The sequence below is a fragment of the Anaerospora sp. genome, from assembly GCF_032013335.1.
Lineage (GTDB): Bacteria > Bacillota > Negativicutes > Sporomusales > DSM-15969 > Anaerospora.
In genome coordinates this window covers 1-22809 of sequence record NZ_DALZUO010000042.1, presented here as the reverse complement: position 1 = coordinate 22809, position 22809 = coordinate 1, and the positions used below count along the sequence as shown (strand labels likewise).

Genomic DNA, 22809 nt, shown 5'->3' with positions numbered 1-22809 from the left:
ATATTGCTGCCGTACACACTCTCTATTCATTATAAGCATTCAGCCTGTTTGTAGCTAGCAGCAGCATCACACAAGCAAACACACTGAGAAGCAATACTTTCAAAATAGCTATTTCATCCCAGACATTCTGTCTTAGTAAGCCGTTTACTAAGCTCAGCGGCAGTACAGCTACCACATCTCTGACGAATACCGGCAGCTGCTCCACCGGGAAGAAGGAGCCCCCAAAAAAGATCATTGGCGTCATGATAAAGTTATTCACCAGTGATAATTCATCCGGATCGGATACCCATAAGCCTACTACTAACCCTAAAGCGGCAAAGAAAAAAGCGGATAACACCATGGCCCACAAAGCAGCAACTGACAACGGCGGTACTGCAAAAAACAGCCAGGCAATGCCATAGACAACACCGCCCATCGCTAAGCCTCTGGTTGCTCCGGCCAAGGTCAGGCCACCGGCAACCTGAATGAGGGGAATCGGACTTAAGATCAGCGTTTGCAGCGTTTTAAAGTAAATTCGCCCTACACTGGTAGACAGGGAGGTTTGTTGAAACGAATTAAGCATAACTGTAATGCCCAAAATCCCTTTGGCTAAAAAAGGGATATACCCGCCGCTGATGTCCACACGGGTTCCCAGGCCCCAGCTAAACGCAAACAGATAAATAACCGGAAACATGACTGAAGAAAATACATAGCCCAGCTTGCCCATTTTTTTCTTCATCAAAATCAGCTCCCGCCAATAGACCACATACCACCCCATTACGCCTCCCTCCTGATCAGGCGCAAAAAGGCCTTTTCTAAAGTAATCTCACGGTCCCCTGCTTCATCGGCAAGCTGTTTAAACATAACGGGAGTTCCGGTTATAACAATTTTTCCCGCTTTTAAGAGAGCCAGCCGGTCACAAAGCTGCTCCGCCTCATCCATATAATGAGTAGTCATAAAAATCGTTTTTTCCTCACCTGCCAGACGGCGAATGAGCAGCCAGATATCCTGACGTACATCCGGATCGAGACCTACCGTGGGCTCATCTAAAAGCAGCATAGCCGGTTCAGGCAGCATCGCCCGGGCAATAAGTACCCGCCTGGCCATTCCACCTGATAAGAAGCCAATCTCTTTATCGCTGAAGCTTTCGAGACCGAACTCGTCAATAACCTGCTGCACTCGGGACTTAGCCTGAGGAACAGCATACAACCGGGCATAGATAACCAACACTTCCCGCACTGTCAGCTCCCGTTCCAGATTATTATCCTGCGGCACCCAGCCGAGCAACGGCTTAATGGCAGCATGCTCGCTACTTCCATCCCTGCCGAAAATCCTGACAGTTCCCGATGCAGGTCGGCTGAGTCCGGCAATCATTTTCATCAAGGTCGTCTTACCGGCACCATTCGGTCCCACCAATCCGAAAATCTCTCCGCTGTTCACAGTTAGCGACAGGTGATCGACTACTGTTTTTCCCTGATACACTTTGCATACATTACTGAGCTCCAGTGCCGTGTCAGGCACCGGGGCAACTGCAGATATCGTGTGGCAAACAGACAAGATGTGCACTTCCTCCCTGCTCAATCGTCATGACCGTGGCCTCAACGCCGTACAACAAGCGAAAATTGTCTGCAGTAAGCACTTCCCGTGCCGTACCGTCAGCAAAAATTTCTCCGTTTTTCATTGCTATGATCCGCTGGCTGAATCGGGCAGCATGATTTAAATCATGGAGCACCATAACAACTGTCAAGTGCATCTCCCGGTGAAGCTTCTCCACCAGCTTCATAAACTCCAGCTGATGATGAACATCGAGATAGGTAGTCGGTTCATCCAGCATCAGAATTTGCGGCTGCTGGGCCAGCGCCATTGCCAGCCAAGCCCGCTGCCGCTCTCCGCCGGACAGCGTATCCAGCCGCCGGTAAGCCAACTCGCCAATACCTGTTGCTTCAATTGCCGCGGCAATAGCTGCCTGATCGGCCTCTTCCGGACGTCCAAACAAACCGATATAAGGGGACCGGCCATTACTGACCAAATCATAAACTCGCATGTCTCCCGGCGCCTGTACGGATTGCGGCAGTACAGCCAGCAGACGGGCCACTTCATTGGGCTTCATCCGGTGGATTTCTTTGCCGTTTAGTAAAATTGAACCAGCCTCTGGCGGCAGCAGGCGGCTGAGCGCCTTCAGAAAAGTAGACTTTCCCGAGCCGTTAGGGCCAATAATAGACACAATCTCCGGTTTGCTGATGACCATATCGAGACAGGGAGAAATAATCTTCCCGCTATACCCCAACGCCACTTGCCTTGCTTCAATGGAAGAAATCATTTCCGCATCCCCTTTCTAAGCAAATAGATAAAGAATGGTGCTCCCAGGAAAGCCATAAAAATACCGACAGGGATTTCTACCGGACTAAAAACGGTCCTGGCCGCCAAATCGGCACCAACTACCGTTATCGCCCCGAGCAGGGCCGAGCAAGGCAGCAAATACTCAAAATCAGAGCCGATCATCATCCTGGTGATATGAGGAACGATAAGACCGACAAACCCCAGCAGCCCCGCGACACTGACCGCCGAGGCGGCAAGCAATGCAGCAAGAATCACCAGGCCAAAGCGCACAGCCTGCACTCTGGTCCCCAGCGCTTTGGCCACATCATCACCAAGCTGCAGGAGATTCAGGTACCGGTACGATACCATTGCACCTATTATTCCAACAATACTGTACGGCAAAATCATGCGGATATGCCCCCAGCTTCTTCCCTGTAAACCACCAGCCATCCAGTTGACCGTCCCCTGAATCTTATCAGAATGAAAAATCATTAAAGCACTCATTCCTCCGCCGAACAAAGCAGCAACAGCTACCCCCGCCAATACCATCGGCAACGGCTCAATCCCTTTGTTCCAGGCTAAAGCAAGCACCAGCATTAGGGCTGCAATGGCCCCAAAGAAAGCAGCAAGCGGTACGAAGGCTGTTAACTCGGGCCAGAGGATCATCAGCATCATCGCCGCCAGACCGGCACCCGCCGATACGCCGATGATTCCCGGATCAGCCAGCGGGTTGCGCAGCACGCCTTGCAGAATGCAGCCTGCCAGTGCCAGGTTCATTCCTACTAGGGCGCCAATCAGGACACGGGGCAAACGAATATTATGGATAATTTGATAAGCATCGCCAGTGGCTGTTCCACTAAGCGACTGCCAGGTTTCCTGCAGGCTGATGTGTACTGAGCCCAGCATAACCCCGGCCAGGACAACCAGAACCAGCGCCGCCAAAGCGGCCAGACTGACACCATTGCGCAGCACCGTGTGCTTATCGCGTTCAACATTTGTTACCATATTCATAAGTCAGAACCTCGATACAAAGTATTGGATAATACGGTTAATGCCTCTTCCAGCTGGGGTCCTGGATTTATCGCAAACAACTGATAAGGCAGCTGGTAAACCCGTTTTTGCCGTACAGCCTGCAGTCCCCGCCACACCGGTCCGGTAAGCTCCGACCGGAAACGGTCATCGCCGTTTTTATCAAATTTATGGCTGATCAGCAAAATTACATCAGGCTGAAATCCGGCAACAAGCTCCGGCTGAAAAGGTGCGTAGCACAAATTTGCATCAATAGGAGCTGCCAGATCCGCCACATTAACGCCGCCCAGCCGCTTTACCAAATCGCCAACAAAGCTGTTGGAAAGCGCCGTATAAAGTCCTTCAGCAACTCCCCAGATAATCAGTACTTTCGGCGAAGGCTTTGAACCATGCTCCTGAAGCAGAGCTTTGCGCCTGTCTTCAATCGCCTGAATTTTCCCCGCTGCCTGTGCCGGATTACCGCTTAACTCTCCATACAACCGCAACGTCTCCAGTACATCGGTATAATGAGTCAAAGCCTGCAGCAGCACTGGGATTCCCGTCTTTTCCAGAACAGCGGCCAGCGCATGATGCATGGGCACATGCATTCCCAGCACAAGATCCGGTTTCATGGCAATAATCCGCTCCCGGTCCGGGTTAGGAGGGAGACCGACAGTCGGAATATTTTTCACCATTTCCCGGATATCAGGAGGCAGCATTTCCGTAGATGCCCTGCCTACGACTTTACCGCCTGTCGCATAATATAGTCCCAGATTAGACGCATTTAAAGCAATTACTCTTTCCGGCCGTCCAGGCACCGCCACCAGTCTGCCCGCGCTGTCCGTCACCTCACGCTTACCAACAGCACCATGCCCACAGCCTGGCTTTCTTTGATTTTTAGGCAAGCCGTAGGGCTTCATCCAGCTCTGCTCTCCCCGGTTCAGAACTTGCACAGCACTGCATTTGGGACATTTGATTTCAATGGTTTCAACAACACCGCGAAACAGCAATCGGTTGCAGCATTCGCATCTAACAGACGGTAAATCTCCTCGAAACTCCATGGCCACCTTTTCACATCCGGTCATTTTCTCGCATCACTCCTTATTCAAAGCCTAGCTCGTAACAGCTGATAAAAATAAAAACCCCGTGCGTAGTGGCTGCGCATCGGAGCTCTTGGCTCTCTTGTTCTTATGTACATATGACTGTCCCTGTTATTAGTATAATGATAATGATTATCATCGTCAAGTACTATTAGCCAAATGAGCATAAATCTTTTTGATTGAAAGGCATTACTTTTTGTTCATCCTCACAGGACATTGATTTTCTGTGTTAAAAAATACTTGACGAACAATATGGCAATAGCTATACTTTATCTAAAGAAAGTTTACAACTTTACAAAATAAAATAAACTAATAAAAGTGATGACGGAGAAAAGCTTACTGAGAGCGTTTCAGAGAACTGACGGATGGTGCGAGTCAGTACAAACCGGTATAGCCCAGTCCCTCCCGAACTGCACAGCCTAACGGCAAATCATTTTGCTCAGTAAGCTTCGCCGGACTCGACTCAAACGAGTGCAACCGTTATTTGCTTAGGGTTGATAGACCCGACGAGATAAACCGTACTTTGTCTAAACGGTTTAATAAGGGTGGTACCGCGAGATAACCTCTTGCCCCTTAGATTTATTCTAAGGGGAATAAGAGGTTTTTTATATTTATCACGCCCATTAGGGCTTGTTTTCATATTTTTTTATTTTTAGGAGGTTTATTATGAAAGAAAAGCCGTCTCAATTTCGCTGGTTTCTGGCCGTACTCATGTTTCTTATCTGTTTTATTTCCTACATGGATCGCGTGAACTTATCCGTAGCAACCCCGGAAATTATGAAAGAGTTTAATTTCACTAAAATGGAAATCGGGCTCTTGCAAACTGCCTTCTTTGTAGGCTATTCGCTCATGCAAATTCCTGGCGGGATTATGTCAGAGTTATTTGGTCACCGCCGGGTAATTACAACAGCCGCCACCTTTTGGTCTATTTTTACTGCTCTGACAGCAGCCTGTACCAGCCTGCCGATGTTTGCGGTTGTCCGTACCCTGTTCGGGATTGGTGAAGGACCGTTGGCGCCTTCCTTTACCCGCTTCGTTTACCGCTGGTTTAACGCAAATGAAAAATCCCGTGGCTCATCCTTTTTGCTAGGCGGCGTATTTTTCGGTCCTGTAATTGGACCGGCGGCAACTGTCGCTCTTATGCTGGCCTTCGGCTGGCGTTCCGTATTCGTGATTTTTGGCGCTGTCGGCATTGTCTTAGCTGCAGCCTGGTACTATTTTGCTACAGAATCACCGCGCGGCAACCGCTTTGTCAATGCCGCCGAACTTGCCCATATTGAGGGTGACGAAGCCCAAGCCGCTCAGCAGCAAAAAGAAATGGCCCCTTGGAAAAGCTTTTTGTCCTCCCCCCAGTTCTGGGCAATTGGCATCCAATTCTTTATCACCGACTACATTATGTATGTATTTTTAGCCTGGCTGCCGTTATACCTAATGGAAGCGCAGAATTTTTCCCTGCAGAAGATGGGGATTGCCGCTTCATTCCCCTGGGCTGCCCTCTGTCTTGTTACTTTTGCCACAGGCTACTGCAGCGACAAGCTGATTATGGCTGGAGCCTCGAAGCATAAAGTGCGGACCTTGCTCGGTATCGTCGGTTTGGCGTTGTGCTGCGCCGGTCTCTATCTCGGTGCAATCGCCACAACCCCGACCATGAATGTCTTCTGGTTGACACTGTCACTTGGCTCCCTTGGCCTTACCTTTAATGCCGGCTGGTCTGCCTGCATCGACCTTGGCGGCAAATTCTCCGGTTCCGTTTCCGGCTGGATGAACTTCTGGGGCAACCTCGGTGGCGTTGTTGCGCCAATCCTTACCGCCTGGATAGCAACGAACTACGGCTGGCAATCGGCCATTACCGCTACCTCTGCTTTCGCAATAATCGGTATGATAGCCTGGATTATGGTTAAGCCAGAACGCCCGCTTGTTCCAAAGATAATTGTTCCTGCCTCCGGTGTTGCAGATAATAAGACCATATAACAATCATAAGCATCTTGCTGTATCATCGTTTTTGATGGAAAACAATGCTCCTCCTCGTGGTTCGTCAGTTCTCTTCAGTTCTTTCCGGCCCTTCTGGAAAAATACGGTCCGTAGGATGGCAAATGAGCAGCTTACGTTAAAAAATTCGTACTGTTTGAGCAGTAGCGAGTTTACGAATTTTAGTAAGCTGCTCATTTGCCAAGTATTTTGGAAGACAGGCCTAGACCTTTTGCTACTTTTGGGGCAATGCCAAAAGTAGAGACCAGTTCTACATGCTAAACAGCCTGGAACCTCTTTGAAGGTTCCAGGCTGTTTATATAAGCGATACTCTACTTCACCAGCGCCTGAAACTCCGCTAGTTTGCGCATGGCAGCAAAATGATCCTGTTCCTTTGCTACTGCTTTTACACCTGAATCCAGCTCGATAGCCTTCTTCAAGTATTTGAGAGACTCCTGTGTCTTCCCCTTATCGGCATAGATGGTAGCAATCCCATAATAGCTCCAGGTATTCTTAGGATCGCCCTGGATGGTTTGTTCAAACCAATATAGCGACTGATCCAGCTGATTTTGCAGCTTGTAGGCCATCGCCATATCGTACAATGCAGGTACATACCCCGGCTTACTGTCCAGCGTCTTTTGGATCAACGCTATGCCTCCCGCATAATCGCCTTCAAAGCACAGTGCAATGCCTTTAGCTGTATACACCTTAGTATTAGCAGGATCAGCAGCAATCGCCTTATCAAAGCTGGCTACCGCTTCCCGATACTCATATTGTTCGTATAGCTTCAAGCCCTGAACAAAGAATTTTTCCGACTCTGCCGCCTTGGCAGGATCAGTTTGCGGGACAGCCGGCAAGGGCTGAACACTTTGCGACTTCGTTTCCGGCGCTGGCTTCCCGCTGCAGCCTGGTAGAATCAATAGAAGCCCCATTAATGCCAGTATTAGTATCTTAGGTAATTTAACCTTCATCATTCCACTACTCCACTAAAATTACTTACTTTGTATTTAACACACCACTCGGCACATGACCAGTCGGTACAACCTTGGCAGCTTTGAGACAATATGTATGCTGATCATCAAAGAAGATATGGGGATTAAAGCTTTCCAATATCGAAGCTTTATCTAACCCGCCTAAGAAAAAAGCCTCATCCACGCTAATCCCCCAGGCCCGAAGTGTCTTTATCGCACGCTTGTGGGCAGGTGCATTGCGGGCGGTAACCAAAGCCGTCCGTACTGGTTTGACATCTTGATCTTTATAAATCTCCTGCAAGTTATTAATAGCAGCAAGAAAGTTCTTAAATGGCCCTGGTTCCAACGGCGTTTCGCAGTTTTCCACTTCGTGCTGCTGAAAATGTTCCAACCCCTTCTCCTGATAAACAATTTCAGCGGCATCACTGAAAATCACGGCATCGCCGTCAAAGGCAATACGGATTTCCTCAAGATTCTCATCCTCTTTATAAAAAGTACCGGGATAAATAGTTGCACTGGCATGCCCATTTTCAAGCGCAAATTTTACGTCTTCCGAATTAGCGGATAAAAACAAATCGGCATGAAAGGCTCTCAAATATTTATATGGCGACCGGCCTCGGGTAAATGCGGCCCTGCTGATTTTTAAGCCATGCTGCTCAATCGAATTGAATACCCGCAAGCCCGTATTCGGATCATTTTTCGATACCAGAATTATTTCCACCATTTCTTCCTTAGTCATTGGATTGCGCAGCCCTAACAGCCGCTTGATCAAGGGAAAAGCAATACCCTGCTTCAGCATTTCGTTTTCATGTTCAATCTGATATTTCCGGTACACTGCTTCGCCCTGTTCTTCAAAAATCGCATTGCTTTCATCCAAATCAAAAAGAGCCCGTGAAGATATAGCAACAACCAGCTTCCCATCCAAAGTAACCGGCATACAGGTACCCTCCCAAAAACTAATGTCTATCTCCTACATTCCCAGCAAATAAAAAAAATCCTGCAAACTAGTATTAATTTGCAGGATTTGGCAAAATATGGACTTTAGAATTTGTATTTATAGCTGAGCATGTAGTTGATTGGCGTTGAGTAATAGGCCGAGCTGGCATGAGTGATGTTATCCTGGCGATCCAGAATATTATCGATGCTTAAATTGATTTCACTCGTTTTGTCGACAGCATACTTCACATTCAAAGTAGTCAGCAAGGATGGCTTAGTATCATAGGAATGGGCATTGCTTGGTGTCAGCACTCGTTCTGTCAAATACGTGGCTGATAAACTCGTTGCCCATTTATCTTTTTGATATGTCGCCCCGCCATTAAGCTGTAAACGTCCAAAATATCTGTCCCAATATTGCTTAGCAACAGCTTTTTCCGATTTTGATTTACCCATAGGATTGCTATATGTCACACCGTACTGATAGGACCAGCCATTCTTGCCCATAATGTCGGCGCTTACCTCAATCCCGGTATTTTTTAAATCCTCATTAACGGCATTATATTTAGTCTCGCCATTATCATCAAACTTGGCAAAAGATATATTATCTTCAATCCGATAATTAAATAAAGCTACTCGCCACTTATGGTTCTCATGATTCTTTTTCCAGCCCAGTTCATAATGCATGCCGTTCTGAGGCTTGAGATTTGGATCGCCAACTACCATGCCACTGCCTGTGGAATACATTTGCTTAAAAGTCGGCATTACATAAGACTGGCCAACACTGGCATAGAGACTTTCATTTTCTTTCAATTTATGGACCAATTGCCCCTGAGCACTAAAATTGTTGTAATTTTTATCTTCATCAGCACCGGTAGTCCAGCTTCTCCGCCCACTCAGCGTAATTGTGTCAGCGTCATTCAGCGGATCTTCCCACTGACCGTAAATCGAATAGTTATTGCGGTCACGTGTTGGAGTTGAATTTACGGCTTCAATGAATTGCTCATTTTGATAAGTAGTGCCCAAAAGCCAGGTAGCCGCTTTCACCTTCCCTACTTTTTGCAAATCAAAACCGTAGGTTTGATTTTTCTCTTCATCATTCTTTGCTTGAGGATAACCAGTTACTCCGCCATTTTTATCACGGTAGTCTATTCCTGTAGTATGCAGGCTATTAGAGTTGTAGTAAACATTACCTTTTACATCACCGGCTTTGATATTCAGCTGCACAAAATCCTTCGTATTGTCATATTTTCTGTTGTAACGAGTCTGATCAACAAGAGCTGCAGCATAATTTTTACCAAATGCATATGTAAATCGGCTAATCGATTCGTTATGTCCATATAAAAAGTCCACACTGTCGCTGAACTTATAGCTGAGAGTAACGTTATTTTTTTCGGAACCGTTAAATACGTTATACATTTCTTTAGTCGTGGGAGTAGAGGCTTCTGTTAATGTTGAAGACACCTTGCCGGTATCTCCCCATTTATCATAGGTATAACTAACTCCCAGTTTATCTGCTTGCACCGTGAAACCATAATTCTGCTGTCCGAAATTGCCGCCGCCAACAGTAACAGTATTCACCATTTCCTTTTTCATAATAATATTGATAACGCCGCCCGTGGCCTCACTGCCGTATAGAACACTGCCGCCGCCTTTGACAATTTCAATCCGTTCAATGTTTTCCAGGGGAATATCTTCTAAATTGTAAAGAGTTCGTAAGTTTAAGGGTGTACCGTTAATTAGTATCAGGGTTCCGTTTTGCACACCCCGGATGCTTACTTTGCTGGTCATAGCCCCCAGTGAAGCTCCGCCAGGGCCTTTTGCTTCATATAATAGGCCAGTCACTTTTGACAGTGCCTCCTGCAGGTTTCTGGCCCCGGTATTTTGCAGCTGCGCATTTGTATACACATCAGTTGCCGCTGCAATATCAATATCCTTCTTCTCATACCGCTGGGCAGTAACCACTATGGTATCCATAGTATATTCCGTTACTTCCTCAACACCGGCCCAGGCAGTGGAAGTCATGGCCATAGCAGCCAAAACAAGCGCCGCCAGCCTCGTACATCTCTTGTGTTTACCAACCTTCATTCTCACAATCTCTCCTTTAAAATGAAACAATATTTAAAAGCGAAAAGCCCTTCCTGAATATCAGGAAGGGCAAAGACTGCAAGCTAAATAGTGCTTGTCAAATCCCCTCCCCATCGCTCGTGGGTACAACGGTGATTGTCAAGCAGGCAGTTCTCCTGGCTCTGGTTCATTGTTTCTTCGCGCCTTCCCAAAGCAGAACGCTCCAGTGGCATTGTTGCGAAGTTACTCCCCATTACAGTGGCGGGACCGCGCCGGTTTTACACCGGACTTCCCTATTAAGCCCTTTCGGGCACCTGATTGAAACGATTTTCAATTGTAAACTTTATCTTAAGCTAAATTATCACTTCATTGAGAATAGCATTACTTGTCAGCATTTGTCAAATAAAAAAAAGCGAGTTATTTCTAATTTTCCTTATTAATTGTGAAGTTTTTCTCTTTGTTTCTACCAGTCAGTACCATACCTGCCAGCACCAGCAGGCCTCCCGCCCACTGCTGAACATTTGCCTCTTCACCTAAGAAAAGCACAGCTAAGAGCAGCGAAGTAACAGGCATCAGGCCGGTGAAAGCGGCAGCAACCGAGGCCTTGCAGCGCTTAATGCCTTCGTACCAGAAAATAAAAGCCAGGGCGGTAACAAACAGTCCATACCAGAGTAAGGCTGCCCAGCTGCTTATGTTTAGCTCGCTGAGTCTCATATCAGCTTGCTCATTCAGTGCCGGTATCAGACAAAGCAGCAATGCAATAGCACTCACCAGCGCGCTCTGTGCAATCGGACTAAGAGCTCGCTCTGCTGCTTTAACGCTTGCCAAACGGGAAAGCACATTAAATAGCGACTCGCTCAAGGCAGCACAGAGCACAAGCATATTCCCGGTAAAATGCTGCTGCGTAAATTGCGTACCAGTAGATAATAAACCCTGAAGCACAGCAATGCCGCTAACAGTACTCACAATCCCTGCTATCTGCCCCCTATCGAGCGGCTCTTTCAAAAGCAGCCGGGCCAGCACTGCAGTCACTGCCGGAGTAACCCCCGTCAATATCCCAGCTTCACCGGCACTAGTTAGCAAAAGTGCCTGCAATAAAAACAGGCGAAAGAGAAAAATACCAAATAGAGCCTGAAAAAACAACTCCAGCCAAGTGCGCCAGGACAATAAAGGCAGCGCTGCCCGCAGATTGGCAGCACAAAATGGCAGCAGGCCCGCTAAAGAAAATAACAAACTAATAGCAGAAATCGTAAAAACTCCCAGTATGCCGGACAACAGGCTCCCGGCAATAACCGAAGTACCGGCCAGACTAAATGCCCCTGCCAAGTACAGCATTCCCATATGAGTTGAACTCATGTCTTCCTCCATCTTGCCGCAGCAATACCAAAATAGTGTAGTCGTGCTATAATAGTAACAAACAAACTGGCCTGGTTACAGAGCCAGTTACACCTATATATAACAGAACCAGTTGGAGGAATTATGTGGGGAATTACACTAGCACGGAACAGTGAAATTACATTAGCGCGCCAGCTCTATCAGTCACTGCAGGAACAAATGCTTCAGGGCAGGCTGCAAAGCGGTGACAAACTTCCCTCAACCCGTGAGCTAGCGAAAGAACTGACCGTATCGCGCAATACGGTCTATGAGGCGTATGAAATGCTGGCGGCAGAAGGTTATATTGTCAGTCGTCAGGGCTCACCCGCGCGAGTAGCAGATAATCTTGCCCTTGAAACAATTCAGCTGTCGAGTCCTAAGCGATCAGCCGATACCGTTCCCGACTCAGTTCATTATCTGGCTGATTTTAGGACAGGGTTGCCTGATTTGCGGCAGTTTCCCCGTTACCGCTGGCTGCAGCAGGTTCATCAAGCCTCAGAAAATCTGCCGCCCGGGCAATGGAGCTATACAGGGCCGGAGGGCCTCACTGTGTTGCGGGAACAAATTGCTGCCTGGCTGCTACGCAGCAAAGGAATGACTGTTGATCCACAGGATCTTTTTATTACTGCCGGGGCAACCCATGCGCTGCATATACTGGCCGGGCTGCTGGCAACACAAAAAAAGCCGGAAATACTTGTTGAAGATCCCTGTCACTTGGGAATGCTGCGCGTATTGCAACAAAATAACTTCCAGATCAGACCGGTGCCTGTCGACGAGCAGGGACTTAACACTGCATTTCTCCCCAAAGAGGCACAAGCCTGCGCAGTGTATGTAACTCCCTCTCATCAGTTCCCGCTTGGCAGTATATTACCGGCAGGGCGGCGTACTGCGCTGATTACGTATGCCCGTGAGCAAGGCCTGTATCTGATCGAAGATGACTATGACAGTGAATTCCGCTATACCGGTTCTCCTATCACACCGTTGTATTCGTTAGATCCCCAGCGGGTCATTTACGTGGGTACTTTCAGCAAAATCCTCTTTCCGGCTCTCAGAATCGGCTATGTTATTCTGCCCCGTCCCTTGCAGGCCGCCTGGCGGCGCCTGCGGCTGTATACGGATGTGCAGAACCCACCCTTTGAGCAGGCTGCACTAGCAGATTTTTTGAGCACCCGCAAGCTGGAACGCCATATTCAAAGCATGCGGCGCCTGTATGGACAGCGGCGCCAGATTTTACTGCAGACTCTGACAGAAACCTTCGGCAGCGATTGGCAAGTCTGGGGAGACGCGGCCGGCTTACATGTGGCCCTTGCTTTTCCTGGAAGCTGCTTTGACCGAAACTTTATCAGCCACTGCCAAAAGCACTGCATACGAATCACACCCGTAGATGAGCATAGCATTATAAAAGGCAGGCACTTGGAGAAGCTGCTGCTCGGCTATGGCCATCTTGAACCACAGGAAATCAGACAAGGCATTGCGCTATTGGCGCAATGCCTTGAGCGTAAATAAAAAATGGTTTTCACCGCACATGCTGTACGGCAAAAACCAGGGGGAGCGTTTCTTAGCTAAATCGTATATTCGGTAAAAGAGGTATAGCGCGACAAAAACTGTTTTGTACGGCTTTCCTGCGGATTATTGAGGATCTCTTGCGGGGGGCCCTGCTCAACAATTACGCCATGATCCATAAAAATAATGTGATCAGCAACCTCGCGGGCAAAGTTAATTTCATGAGTCACAACAATCAGCGTACAATTTACTTCCTGAGCAATCTTTTTCATAACCTCAAGCACCTCACCGACTAACTCGGGATCAAGTGCAGAGGTTGGTTCATCAAAAAGAATGACATCCGGATTGAGCGCCAGCGCCCGGGCAATGCCTATCCGCTGCTGCTGACCGCCAGACAGCTGATGAGGATAAGCATCGGCCTTATTGCCCAAACCAACCTTATCTAGAAAATACAAGGCTTTTTCTTTTGCTTCAGCCTTAGGCAGTTTCCTGACAACAGTCAGACCCTCCATAATATTTTCCAGAGCAGTTTTATTCTTGAACAAATTGTACATTTGAAAAACCATCGCCGTATGCTGGCGAATTTTATGAATATCCGCTTTTGATGCTTTTTCCACATTGATGTGAAGCTCGTTGAGAATAATCTCGCCGCGGTCGGCCTTTTCCAGAAAGTTAACCGAACGAAGCAGTGTTGTCTTGCCTGAGCCGCTTGGCCCAAGAATAACCGTCACCGACCCGGTAGGGATCTTGCAGCTGATCCCTTTTAACACTTCTGTTTTGCCAAAGGATTTATGAATATTTCTAAACTCAATCATGAGGTAACTCCTTTTTTGAAGAGTGCTAATTTCTGCTCTGCTAAAAGGAACAGCTTTTCAAAACATATACTGATTCCCCAATACATGACCGCCACAACCAAATATGTCTCCAAATAGCGATAGTGCTCGGCGCAGGCAATCTTGGCAGCACCTAAAAGTTCAACGACCGTAATAGTAAAGACAATCGATGTTCCTTTAATAAGGTCAAGAAACTGATTCGCCAGCAGCGGCAAGGCAAACACCGCCGCCTGACGCAATACAATACGGTAAAATCCCTGAAACCAGGTCATGCCGACTGACAGTGCTGCCTCCATCTGGCCTTTGTCGACCGAGAGCAGCGCCGCCCGGAATACTTCCGACAAATAAGCACCCGTATGCAGCGTAAGTCCCAGGATTGCAAAAACCATCGGTGGTACATGGCGATAGCCGGTTTCAATGCCTGTTCTTTCGGTAAAAGCCATCAGCAAAACAGGCAGGCCGAAATAGACAAGATAGAGCATAACCATTGTCGGTATTGCCCGTCCAAGCAGCAAATAAGCACGGGATAGCTGCGCAAGAACGGGAATGTTGCGCACTTGAACAATCGCGCTTGCCAAACCGATGACGCTGGCCAGCAGCATACTCACCACTGCCAGGAATAACGTGATTGGCACATATTTTAACAGCTCGATAAAGGTATCTGCCATAAAGGAGAATTCCAGTATATTGCTCATACCGAAGCCCTCTCTTTTTGCAATAAAGCAAGCGCTGCTGCCGTAGTCACCGTCACGCCAGTTTTCAGGGCTGCATCATCAGCCGTAAACCGTGGACTGTGGGCCGGTTCTATTCCGGCCTCCGGATTGGAATTAACACCAATGCGGAAAAAGACAGACGGAACCGCTTTGGAAAAACGATAAAAATTTTCCGAACCATTGCCGGGAAATTTTGCTTGTACCACCTGGTCTGCACCGATAATCGCAGCAGCTGCGGCAACAAATTCTCTCGTCAGCGCCGGATCATTATAAACAGCACCTGAGCCTAGCCGGAAACTAATGTCGGCCTTCACTCCCGTAACAAGCTCATTGGCCCGGAGAATGGTGGTAATATGTTCATGAATTTCTTCACGGAGACTATTGTTTTGCGTACGAATGGTACCGGTGAACGTCAGTTCCTTGGGGATAATATTGCTGCGCGTGCCGCTGTGAATAGTGCCCACCGTAATGACCGCCGGTTCAAAATGATTGATTTTCCGGCTCGTAATAGACTGCAGTTCAATGATAATCTTAGCAGCTGCCAGAACGATATCATCGGTACGATGCGGTGCCGAACCATGCCCGCCTCGGCCGGTCAGCGTAATGGTAAATTCACTGGAGGCCAGCATCACTTCTTCCGCTTTTACCTGAATATGCCCAGTCTGAACCTCTTCTGAAACATGAGCAGCCAAAAATGCGCTGACTTTTGGATTGTCCAAAACCCCATAATCCAATATATCCTGCGCACCGCCGCCAGTCTCTTCCGCCGGTTGAAAAACCAGCTTGACCGTTCCGGCGAAGTGCTCCTTCAGCCTTGTCAGCAAATACCCTGTCCCTAACAGGTTTACCGTGTGTATATCATGACCGCAGGCATGCATAATCCCCTTGTTCCGGGAAGTATATGAGAGGCCGGTGTCTTCTTCAATCGGCAATGCATCCATATCGGCCCGTATGCCGATGCTGCTGCCACCTGCCAGATTTCCCTGAATCTGGGCAATAATTGCTGTACTGTCCGGCAAGCGTGTAAACGAAATGCCCCAGCGGGCAAGCACATTCTCGACTAATGCCGCTGTTGCGAACTCCCGGTCACTTAACTCCGGATTGGCATGTATGGTATGGCGGAGCACCACCAATTCAGGATAGATTTCTTGCACAAGGGCCTTTATTGTGTCATGTAACTTTGTCATGCTCCCACTCACCCCTACCTTAGTATTTCTTCTCATTCATGAGGCACAAAATAAGCTGCTTTCTTTTCCAGTATGGCTCCCAGCCTGCCAATAATGAACACAAGAAGAATATAGATAATTGCCACATCAATATATAACTCCAGACTTCGCTGACTGTTCGCTCCCAGCAGATCTGCTTTACGCATCATATCAATAACACCCACATTGAACACCAGCGCTGTGCCTTTTAACGTAGAAATAATGATATTGCACAGAGCCGAGATAGCCATGGTAAAAGCCTGGGGCAAAACAATGCGACCATACGCCTGAACCGGGCTCATGCCAATAGAATAAGCCGCCTCCAGCTGTCCTTTATCAACAGCCAGAATAGCACTGCGGATCACTTCAGCCCCATAAGCGCCAAAATGCAGGGAGAAAACGATAAACACATAAAACAGCGGAGGAATATCCCTGATGCCCTGGTAGCCAAGCTTTTGCATAAGCTCCGGTAAGCCAAAGTAGGCTAAAAACAACTGCACTAAGAACGGTGTTCCCCGGAAGAACGAGATATACACAGCAGAAATCTTATCCAGGACAGCGATCTGATTGATCCTGATGAATGCGACCAGACTACCGATCGCCATTCCAATGACTGCTGCAACCAGTGTAATAATCAATGTCGTATCCACATAAGACAAAATAACCGGAAAAGACTTGATTAGATAGGCCAGATCAAAATAGCTTCCCACTGCAGCTCCTCCTTATTTAGAGGCCGTATAATCCGCCCCTAAAAACTGTTCCGATAGTTTTTTCAGCGTGCCGTCGGCTTTCATCTCTTTTATCGTGGCATCAATCTTATCGGCTAATTTTTGTCCTTCCGCATCTTTACGCAATATAAAATATGTAGGCACACTGGAAATTACTTCGCCAACGCTTTTCACTTCAAGTCCTAATGTTTTTCGGGCTTCCGTAACTGCCACTTCATAGTCGGCACTGGCATCAGCCCGTCCTGTAGCTACTAAATTCAATGATTCAGCTGATCCTTTATCGGTATAGATCAGGTTAATTTTCGGTTCAGCCGCTTCATTAAACTTTTTTACCACCCGGGCAACTTCGCTTGTAGGTACTAACACCATTGTTTTTCCTTTTAAATCATCGAGAGTCTGAATATCACTGCGATTGCTCTTTACTGTAAGTTTGGTACGGGTGTAATTGTTCACTTCCGTAGTAAACGTATATTTAGCGGCCCGCTCTTCGTTGCGTCCCATTTGATTGGCAATGACGTCTAACTGATTGGAACTCAAACTGACAAAAGCGCTCTCAATGCTCATCGTTTTAAACTCAAATTTGATATCTTTATTTCTTTTCTGAACTTCTTTAAGAATTTCAATATCATAGCCAGTTAACTGGTCCTTATCATTCATGTACGTAAAGGGCTTAAAGGTCCCCCTGGTTCCTACATAATAAGTCTTCACCTGTTCTCCCTTAGCTGCAGCCTGGCTTTCACTGCCGCTTGAACCGCAGCCTGCGGTGAACGCTAATCCCATCATAACCAAACCGGCTAATAGTACTTTTGCCACCGTCTTTTTCATTGCTGCTGTTTTCATCCTCTCATACCCCTTTACATTTCGCTTTTTTCTCCCCGTCCTGGGGACCACCGCCGAAAATAAAAAGAAGGCTAATTTCTCTTCCAGAGAAATTAGCCTTCAGTCTTTCTGATCGGCCGCTCCTGTATAACTTGACGCACATGCATCAATGTTTTTATTAGATACATTATATATATGAGATTACAGTACTGTCAAGTGCCTGTCTTTTTAAAAAAACGGGTAAGCTTTACTTGATTCCATCATGGCGCGGACAAAGCCTGCGGCACAGATTGCAGGTGTAAACTCCGCCGCCACCGCCGGTTTGTTTGTAAGATACGGCACGGCACTGCTTTTGCACGATCGTAGACCCATCCAGAGCCTGCGCCGGACAAGCCTGAAGACAAACCCGGCAGCCAGTTATGCAGGCCTGATATCCTGCCTGCTCATCGGGAGTCAGCTCTTGATTTAGGAGAACAGCGCCAAGCCACAGCATATTCCCCAGGCGGTCATTGATTAACAACGTATTTTTTCCCATCTGTCCAAGCCCGGCCCGTACAGCTGCATGCTTTAGCGATAATATGCCCTGACCGTGCCTTCTCGCTTCATCCCAATATTCATAAGGATCAGAGGAAGGAATCGGTACTGCATTGCTTCCCAGGAGTTCCAGCTCCACTGCCAGCTGGCACGTAGCTGCATCTACCTTATCCATTACTTTATTACGGACAAACGTATAAGCGGCCGGTGACGGCGAGGATAACGTACTGACCGGGAAGCGGGCAGCCAGAACAATCACACTTTTACAGTCCTTACTAATATCGGCCGGATGAAATCCCTGGGGCGCATCGGCAAAACTCTCTACCGGAGCAATTCCACATAAATCCATGCCCAGCTCGGTTGCCCGAAGCTTGATTTGGGCAGCAGCGATTTGATTCATTGTACTTCCTCCTCTTAATCACCCGTTTGTGCTGGATCTTTATTTGAAAATATAGTACCATAGAGTCATGAATAGGTAAAATTGATAGTATTGATGAAGTTGTTCAAATAAAATGATGGGTGATGAGCTATGGAGCTTCGCCAGCTAAAAACTTTTCTTACAGTTGTAAAATTAGCCAGCTTTACTAAAGCAGCCAATGAGCTTGGCTACGCCCAATCGTCTGTTACCGGTCAGATCCAGCTGCTGGAGGAAGAATTCGGCACTATGCTGTTTGAGCGATTAGGCAAACAAATCAAGCTGACCAAAGATGGGGAAAACCTCTTCAACTATGCTTCTCAGATTTTAACACTTTCTGATGAAGCAAAAGCGGTTATTACCGACTCGTTTACTCCCAAAGGCTCCTTAACCATCGGCACTGCCGAATCACTCTGCCTGCACCGGCTGCCGGAAGTGTTTAACACCTTCCGGCAGGAATATCCTCAGGTGGGCATTAACCTGTATTTTGATACAGGCGGTGATTACCGGACATTGCTACGGAAAAATGCCATTGATATTGTCTTTTTTCTTGATGTGCCCTGCAATGAAAAAGACCTGATTACCCATGTACTTTTTGAAGAAACCATGTCCGTCATCGCACCACCTGGCCACCGGCTGGCACAAGAACGCAGCATCTCCCCTCGTGATCTGACCGGCGAACCGCTTGTTCTGACCTCCCCGGGCTGTACGTACCGGGGCATCCTGGAAAGCATTCTCACCCAGTCAGGTGTGAAACCGTCCTCCATCATGGGAGTAAGCAGCAATGAAGTCATTAAACGGTTTGTCAGCGACGGCTGGGGCATCGGCTTTCTGCCGCAAATTGTTGTGCAGCAAGAACTGCTGAGCGGCCTGCTGGTGGATCTTCCCTGGGAAGGTCCCGCCTTCGGCATCACAGCGCAGCTGATTTATCATAAAGATAAGTGGCAGTCCCCCGCCTTGAAAGCGTTTATTGCTATGGTACTCCAGTCTTTTAAAACAGAAACAGCGCAGTTGTCCTGATGACAACTGCGCTGTTTCTCTTACGGCTAGCAGGAATATTTGTCCGGTTTTTTCCAGCCCGACTGCTTTCCCCACTTCTCTAACACATCAAACACCGGCAAAAGCTCTTTGCCGATTTCGGTTAAGGAATATTCTACTCTCGGCGGTACTTCATTATACTGGTTGCGGTGAATAACTCCCGCCTCCTGCAGTTCTTGCAGCGTTTGTGTCAGCATAACATTAGAAATGCCGTTTAATTGCCGCCTGAGTTCATTAAAGCGGATGACCTCCTGTTTGCCTACCTGCCAGATAACATGCATCTTCCATTTGCCGCTTAATAGCTCTATTGTATATTCAATGGGACAAGGAATCGTCGATAACTCCCGTTTATTCATCATAATCGCCTCAGTTAAGTAAGTTTTTGTGTAGTATGTAATATAATACTTAGTACTTGTTAGTCTTTGATCATCATGTTAGTATTATATTCAATAAAAAGGATATTGTAAATGCAAGGAACACTAAAAATGCCCCCCTGCATTAGAATAAAGGAGATGGATAATATGGCAAAAACATTTTGGGAAGCCCTGCAAAATAGGCGCAGCATTTATGGCTTAAGCGATGAAAAGGTAGTCTCGGAACAACGAATTGAAGAAATCGTAAAAGATGCCGTTACATATACCCCCTCCTCTTTTAATTCGCAAAGCACCAGAGTCGTTCTGCTATTCGGAGAACAGAGCAAAAAACTATGGCAAATTACGTTAGATACATTGCAAAAGCTAGTCAGTCCCGAGCAATTTATCGAAACTGAGAAAAAAATTAACGGTGCTTTTGCTTCCGGCTATGGCACAGTGTTATTCTTTGAAGATCAAACGGTTGTAGACGGCCTAATGAAAGGATTTCCTCTCTATGCCGACAACTTCCCCGTATGGTCGCAGCACACCAATGCCATGCATCAGCTGGTAGTGTGGACGGCATTAGAGGCCGAAGGATTAGGCGCAAGCCTGCAGCACTATAACCCCATCATTGACAGCGCTGTTCAGACCGAATGGAATATTCCAGCCACCTGGAAGATGATAGCGCAAATGCCTTTTGGCAAACCGGCATTTACACCTTCTGAAAAACAAGTAGCCGATATGGACAGCCGGGTAAAAGTATATAAATAATAGCCAGTTACTAATAGATAAGACCTGTGAATTATTCTTCAATAATTCACAGGTCTTATCTATTGTTATTATCCTTTCCAGTTACACTTAAACAATAAATTCATATACATATATAAATTTGGATTTTATTAGTGATAACTCAATACAGAAAGGAGAAAATATGCCTCGGAGGAAAAAACATAATGTGAACTATGAAAAAATTTGCAAAGTGAGCTATGACCAATGCGCAGATCCCTCAAATAGTTGTGATGCATGTGGGGCTTGCGAACGTTATTGTGATCTCTGCGAGCACTATTGGAAGCTTTGCGAACAACGCTGTACATATTCTGGCGCGACAGGCCCTACCGGCACTACGGGAGCAACAGGTATTACAGGTACAACAGGGGCTCCAGGCATTACTGGGACAACCGGAGCTACCGGGGTAACTGGCTTTACGGGTGTAACAGGAGCCACTGGCGCAACCGGTGCTACGGGAGCAACAGGGGCTACTGGCGATCCCGGCACTGCAGGGGCAATTGGAACTACTGGCGCTACCGGGGCCACTGGACTCACTGGCGCAACAGGTGCTACGGGTGCTACAGGAGCCACTGGCGATCCCGGCATTGCAGGGGCCATCGGAACTACTGGCGCTACCGGGGCCACTGGACTCACTGGCGCAACAGGTGCTACAGGTGCTACTGGCGATCCCGGTGCTGCAGGGGCAATTGGAACTACTGGCGCTACCGGGGCAACTGGACTCACTGGTGCTACAGGTACTACAGGAGCTACTGGCGATCCCGGCGCTGTAGGAGCGATCGGAACTACTGGCGCCACCGGAGCCACTGGCCTCACCGGTTCTACAGGTACAACAGGTACAACAGGTGCTACTGGAGATCCCGGCGCTGCAGGGGCAATCGGAACTACTGGCGCTACCGGGGCAACTGGACTCACTGGCGCAACCGGTGCTACGGGTGCTACAGGATCCACTGGCGATCCCGGCATTGCAGGGGCAATCGGAACTACTGGCGCTACCGGGGCTACTGGACTCACTGGCGCAACCGGTGCTACTGGGGCTCCTGGCGATCCCGGCACCGCAGGGGCGATCGGAACTACTGGCGCTACCGGAGCTACCGGCCTCACTGGCGCAACAGGTGCTACAGGTACTACAGGAGCTACTGGCGATCCCGGCATTGCAGGGGCCATCGGAACTACTGGCGCTACCGGGGCCACTGGACTCACTGGCGCAACCGGTGCTACAGGTGCTACTGGTGCTACTGGCGATCCCGGCACTGCAGGGGGACTCGGAACTACTGGCGCTACCGGGGCAACCGGCCTCACTGGCGCAACCGGTGCTATGGGTGCTACAGGAGCCACTGGCGATCCCGGCATTGCAGGGGCCATCGGAACTATTGGCGCTACCGGGGCCACCGGCCTCACTGGCGCAACCGGTTCTACAGGTGCTACTGGCGATCCCGGTACTGCAGGGGCAGTCGGAACTACCGGCGCCACCGGAGCCACGGGCTCTACTGGGGCTACTGGTGTGACCGGTCCTACTGGCACATTTGCGCCTGGTGATTTTCTATTCAATGTAATTGGACCTGTTGGTAATGCAACTGTTGGTCAAGGTGAAAATCTCATATTCCAAACTTCAACGCTGGATATTACCGTTACACCTGGTTCTACAATCGTAACGATTGATGCAGCGTCAGGCACAACTGGAATAACAGGAGCTACTGGGGCAACGGGGGCGACTGGCGCTACCGGAGCTAGTGGAGCTACTAGTGCCACTGGCGCCACGGGTGCTACTGGAGCCACCGGGGCTACCGGCCTCACTGGTGCAACAGGTGCCACTGGCGATCCCGGCACTGCAGGGGCAATCGGAACTACCGGCACTACAGGGGCCACTGGAGCCACTGGAGCTACCGGTGCTAGCGGAGCAACTAGTGCTACCAGCGCTACCGGGGCTACTGGAGCCACCGGCGCTACCGGGGCTAGTGGAGCCACTAGTGCCACCGGCGCTACAGGTGCTACGGGTGCAACAGGGGCTACGGGCGATCCAGGCACCGCAGGGGCAATCGGAACTACCGGCGCTACCGGGGCCACTGGAGCCACTGGGGCTACTGGTGCTAGCGGAGCAACTAGTGCTACCGGCGCTACCGGGGCTACTGGAGCCACCGGCGCTACCGGGGCTAGTGGAGC

21 protein-coding genes and 1 riboswitch are annotated in these 22809 nt (G+C 48.5%); of the genes, 5 read left to right on the top strand and 16 right to left on the bottom strand.

The annotated features are described in order from the left end of the window. Positions 1–22: 22 nt before the first annotated feature. The 5 genes from RTR76_RS20160 to RTR76_RS20140 are packed head-to-tail and all read right to left on the bottom strand — an operon-like array spanning position 23 to position 4391. A complete protein-coding gene (locus RTR76_RS20160; RefSeq protein WP_312524357.1) occupies positions 23–757 on the bottom strand; it encodes an ABC transporter permease in 735 nt (244 codons plus the stop codon). Next, positions 757–1536 (bottom strand): ABC transporter ATP-binding protein, encoded by a 780-nt coding sequence (locus tag RTR76_RS20155; RefSeq protein WP_312524354.1) that lies wholly within the window; start codon positions 1534–1536, stop codon positions 757–759. Before RTR76_RS20155 ends, RTR76_RS20160 begins: the two co-directional genes overlap by 1 nt. Beyond that, on the bottom strand, positions 1493–2299 hold the full coding sequence (locus RTR76_RS20150; protein ID WP_312524352.1) for an ABC transporter ATP-binding protein: 807 nt from the start codon (positions 2297–2299) through the stop codon (positions 1493–1495). Before RTR76_RS20150 ends, RTR76_RS20155 begins: the two co-directional genes overlap by 44 nt. Continuing rightward, positions 2296–3309: an iron ABC transporter permease gene (locus RTR76_RS20145; RefSeq protein WP_312524350.1), complete on the bottom strand. Its 1014-nt coding sequence runs from the start codon at positions 3307–3309 to the stop codon at positions 2296–2298. Before RTR76_RS20145 ends, RTR76_RS20150 begins: the two co-directional genes overlap by 4 nt. Continuing rightward, complete coding sequence (locus tag RTR76_RS20140) at positions 3306–4391, bottom strand: ABC transporter substrate-binding protein (protein WP_312524348.1); 1086 nt, start codon at positions 4389–4391, stop codon at positions 3306–3308. The genes RTR76_RS20145 and RTR76_RS20140 overlap by 4 nt, the downstream gene beginning before the upstream one ends. A gap of 681 nt (positions 4392–5072) precedes the next feature. Between RTR76_RS20140 and RTR76_RS20135 the strand changes: the two genes are divergently transcribed. Continuing rightward, complete coding sequence (locus tag RTR76_RS20135) at positions 5073–6377, top strand: MFS transporter (RefSeq protein WP_312524346.1); 1305 nt, start codon at positions 5073–5075, stop codon at positions 6375–6377. A 329-nt stretch (positions 6378–6706) separates the two neighbouring features. Here the strand turns inward: RTR76_RS20135 and RTR76_RS20130 are convergent, their stop codons facing one another. The 4 genes from RTR76_RS20130 to RTR76_RS20115 all read right to left on the bottom strand — a co-directional run bounded on the left by RTR76_RS20130 (position 6707) and on the right by RTR76_RS20115 (position 11701). Further along, entirely contained in the window at positions 6707–7348 is a 642-nt protein-coding gene (locus tag RTR76_RS20130) for a TPR end-of-group domain-containing protein (protein WP_312524344.1), read from the bottom strand. 22 nt (positions 7349–7370) lie between these two features. After that, the gene (locus RTR76_RS20125) at positions 7371–8282 is read right to left on the bottom strand and encodes a 5'-nucleotidase (protein WP_312524342.1); all 912 of its coding nucleotides are present in this window, start codon (positions 8280–8282) and stop codon (positions 7371–7373) included. Between the two features lie 104 nt (positions 8283–8386). Then, complete coding sequence (locus RTR76_RS20120) at positions 8387–10366, bottom strand: TonB-dependent receptor domain-containing protein (RefSeq protein WP_312524340.1); 1980 nt, start codon at positions 10364–10366, stop codon at positions 8387–8389. Positions 10367–10493: 127 nt separating this feature from the next. Beyond that, a riboswitch (cobalamin riboswitch) is annotated at positions 10494–10678 on the bottom strand. A 90-nt stretch (positions 10679–10768) separates the two neighbouring features. Next, the gene (locus RTR76_RS20115; RefSeq protein WP_312524338.1) at positions 10769–11701 is read right to left on the bottom strand and encodes a DMT family transporter; all 933 of its coding nucleotides are present in this window, start codon (positions 11699–11701) and stop codon (positions 10769–10771) included. A gap of 123 nt (positions 11702–11824) precedes the next feature. Between RTR76_RS20115 and RTR76_RS20110 the strand changes: the two genes are divergently transcribed. Continuing rightward, the gene (locus tag RTR76_RS20110) at positions 11825–13225 is read left to right on the top strand and encodes a PLP-dependent aminotransferase family protein (protein ID WP_312524336.1); all 1401 of its coding nucleotides are present in this window, start codon (positions 11825–11827) and stop codon (positions 13223–13225) included. 56 nt (positions 13226–13281) lie between these two features. Here RTR76_RS20110 and RTR76_RS20105 read toward each other — a convergent pair whose 3' ends face one another. The 6 genes from RTR76_RS20105 to RTR76_RS20080 form a co-directional block, all read right to left on the bottom strand. Further along, positions 13282–14037 carry an amino acid ABC transporter ATP-binding protein gene (locus tag RTR76_RS20105; RefSeq protein WP_312524334.1) on the bottom strand — a complete coding sequence of 252 codons (756 nt, stop codon included), beginning with the start codon at positions 14035–14037 and terminating at the stop codon, positions 13282–13284. Further along, positions 14034–14750 (bottom strand): amino acid ABC transporter permease, encoded by a 717-nt coding sequence (locus RTR76_RS20100; protein WP_312524333.1) that lies wholly within the window; start codon positions 14748–14750, stop codon positions 14034–14036. The genes RTR76_RS20105 and RTR76_RS20100 overlap by 4 nt, the downstream gene beginning before the upstream one ends. After that, the gene (locus tag RTR76_RS20095) at positions 14747–15955 is read right to left on the bottom strand and encodes a M20 family metallopeptidase (protein WP_312524331.1); all 1209 of its coding nucleotides are present in this window, start codon (positions 15953–15955) and stop codon (positions 14747–14749) included. The genes RTR76_RS20100 and RTR76_RS20095 overlap by 4 nt, the downstream gene beginning before the upstream one ends. 32 nt (positions 15956–15987) lie before the next feature. Then, positions 15988–16683 carry an amino acid ABC transporter permease gene (locus RTR76_RS20090; RefSeq protein WP_312524329.1) on the bottom strand — a complete coding sequence of 232 codons (696 nt, stop codon included), beginning with the start codon at positions 16681–16683 and terminating at the stop codon, positions 15988–15990. Between the two features lie 12 nt (positions 16684–16695). Then, a complete protein-coding gene (locus RTR76_RS20085) occupies positions 16696–17541 on the bottom strand; it encodes a transporter substrate-binding domain-containing protein (protein ID WP_312524327.1) in 846 nt (281 codons plus the stop codon). A 226-nt stretch (positions 17542–17767) separates the two neighbouring features. Continuing rightward, positions 17768–18454, bottom strand: a complete 687-nt coding sequence (locus RTR76_RS20080) for a hypothetical protein (protein ID WP_312524324.1) — start codon at positions 18452–18454, stop codon at positions 17768–17770. Positions 18455–18583: 129 nt separating this feature from the next. Here RTR76_RS20080 and RTR76_RS20075 point away from each other — a divergent pair, with 129 nt between their 5' ends. Beyond that, positions 18584–19489 carry a LysR family transcriptional regulator gene (locus RTR76_RS20075; RefSeq protein WP_312524322.1) on the top strand — a complete coding sequence of 302 codons (906 nt, stop codon included), beginning with the start codon at positions 18584–18586 and terminating at the stop codon, positions 19487–19489. Positions 19490–19515: 26 nt separating this feature from the next. Here the strand turns inward: RTR76_RS20075 and RTR76_RS20070 are convergent, their stop codons facing one another. Next, positions 19516–19866, bottom strand: coding sequence for a helix-turn-helix domain-containing protein (locus RTR76_RS20070; protein WP_312524320.1), 351 nt, complete (start codon positions 19864–19866; stop codon positions 19516–19518). A 162-nt stretch (positions 19867–20028) separates the two neighbouring features. Between RTR76_RS20070 and RTR76_RS20065 the strand changes: the two genes are divergently transcribed. Both RTR76_RS20065 and RTR76_RS20060 read left to right on the top strand, forming a co-directional pair. Then, the gene (locus RTR76_RS20065; protein ID WP_312524318.1) at positions 20029–20631 is read left to right on the top strand and encodes a nitroreductase family protein; all 603 of its coding nucleotides are present in this window, start codon (positions 20029–20031) and stop codon (positions 20629–20631) included. A gap of 184 nt (positions 20632–20815) precedes the next feature. Continuing rightward, the coding region (locus RTR76_RS20060; RefSeq protein ID WP_312524316.1) for a hypothetical protein at positions 20816–22809 on the top strand (1994 nt) is incomplete at its 3' end.

Excerpts from the sequence above, each read along its gene's own strand:
- RTR76_RS20075 (WP_312524322.1), top strand. The coding sequence starts at position 18,584 with ATGGAGCTTCGCCAGCTAAAAACTTTTCTTACAGTTGTAAAATTAGCC.
- RTR76_RS20070 (WP_312524320.1), bottom strand. The coding sequence starts at position 19,866 with ATGATGAATAAACGGGAGTTATCGACGATTCCTTGTCCCATTGAATAT.
- RTR76_RS20105 (WP_312524334.1), bottom strand. The coding sequence starts at position 14,037 with ATGATTGAGTTTAGAAATATTCATAAATCCTTTGGCAAAACAGAAGTG.
- RTR76_RS20115 (WP_312524338.1), bottom strand. The coding sequence starts at position 11,701 with ATGAGTTCAACTCATATGGGAATGCTGTACTTGGCAGGGGCATTTAGT.
- RTR76_RS20095 (WP_312524331.1), bottom strand. The coding sequence starts at position 15,955 with ATGACAAAGTTACATGACACAATAAAGGCCCTTGTGCAAGAAATCTAT.
- RTR76_RS20120 (WP_312524340.1), bottom strand. The coding sequence starts at position 10,366 with ATGAAGGTTGGTAAACACAAGAGATGTACGAGGCTGGCGGCGCTTGTT.
- RTR76_RS20100 (WP_312524333.1), bottom strand. The coding sequence starts at position 14,750 with ATGAGCAATATACTGGAATTCTCCTTTATGGCAGATACCTTTATCGAG.
- RTR76_RS20140 (WP_312524348.1), bottom strand. The coding sequence starts at position 4,391 with ATGACCGGATGTGAAAAGGTGGCCATGGAGTTTCGAGGAGATTTACCG.
- RTR76_RS20150 (WP_312524352.1), bottom strand. The coding sequence starts at position 2,299 with ATGATTTCTTCCATTGAAGCAAGGCAAGTGGCGTTGGGGTATAGCGGG.
- RTR76_RS20125 (WP_312524342.1), bottom strand. The coding sequence starts at position 8,282 with ATGCCGGTTACTTTGGATGGGAAGCTGGTTGTTGCTATATCTTCACGG.
- RTR76_RS20065 (WP_312524318.1), top strand. The coding sequence starts at position 20,029 with ATGGCAAAAACATTTTGGGAAGCCCTGCAAAATAGGCGCAGCATTTAT.
- RTR76_RS20145 (WP_312524350.1), bottom strand. The coding sequence starts at position 3,309 with ATGAATATGGTAACAAATGTTGAACGCGATAAGCACACGGTGCTGCGC.
- RTR76_RS20085 (WP_312524327.1), bottom strand. The coding sequence starts at position 17,541 with ATGAAAACAGCAGCAATGAAAAAGACGGTGGCAAAAGTACTATTAGCC.
- RTR76_RS20135 (WP_312524346.1), top strand. The coding sequence starts at position 5,073 with ATGAAAGAAAAGCCGTCTCAATTTCGCTGGTTTCTGGCCGTACTCATG.
- RTR76_RS20160 (WP_312524357.1), bottom strand. The coding sequence starts at position 757 with ATGGGGTGGTATGTGGTCTATTGGCGGGAGCTGATTTTGATGAAGAAA.
- RTR76_RS20080 (WP_312524324.1), bottom strand. The coding sequence starts at position 18,454 with ATGAATCAAATCGCTGCTGCCCAAATCAAGCTTCGGGCAACCGAGCTG.
- RTR76_RS20110 (WP_312524336.1), top strand. The coding sequence starts at position 11,825 with ATGTGGGGAATTACACTAGCACGGAACAGTGAAATTACATTAGCGCGC.
- RTR76_RS20130 (WP_312524344.1), bottom strand. The coding sequence starts at position 7,348 with ATGATGAAGGTTAAATTACCTAAGATACTAATACTGGCATTAATGGGG.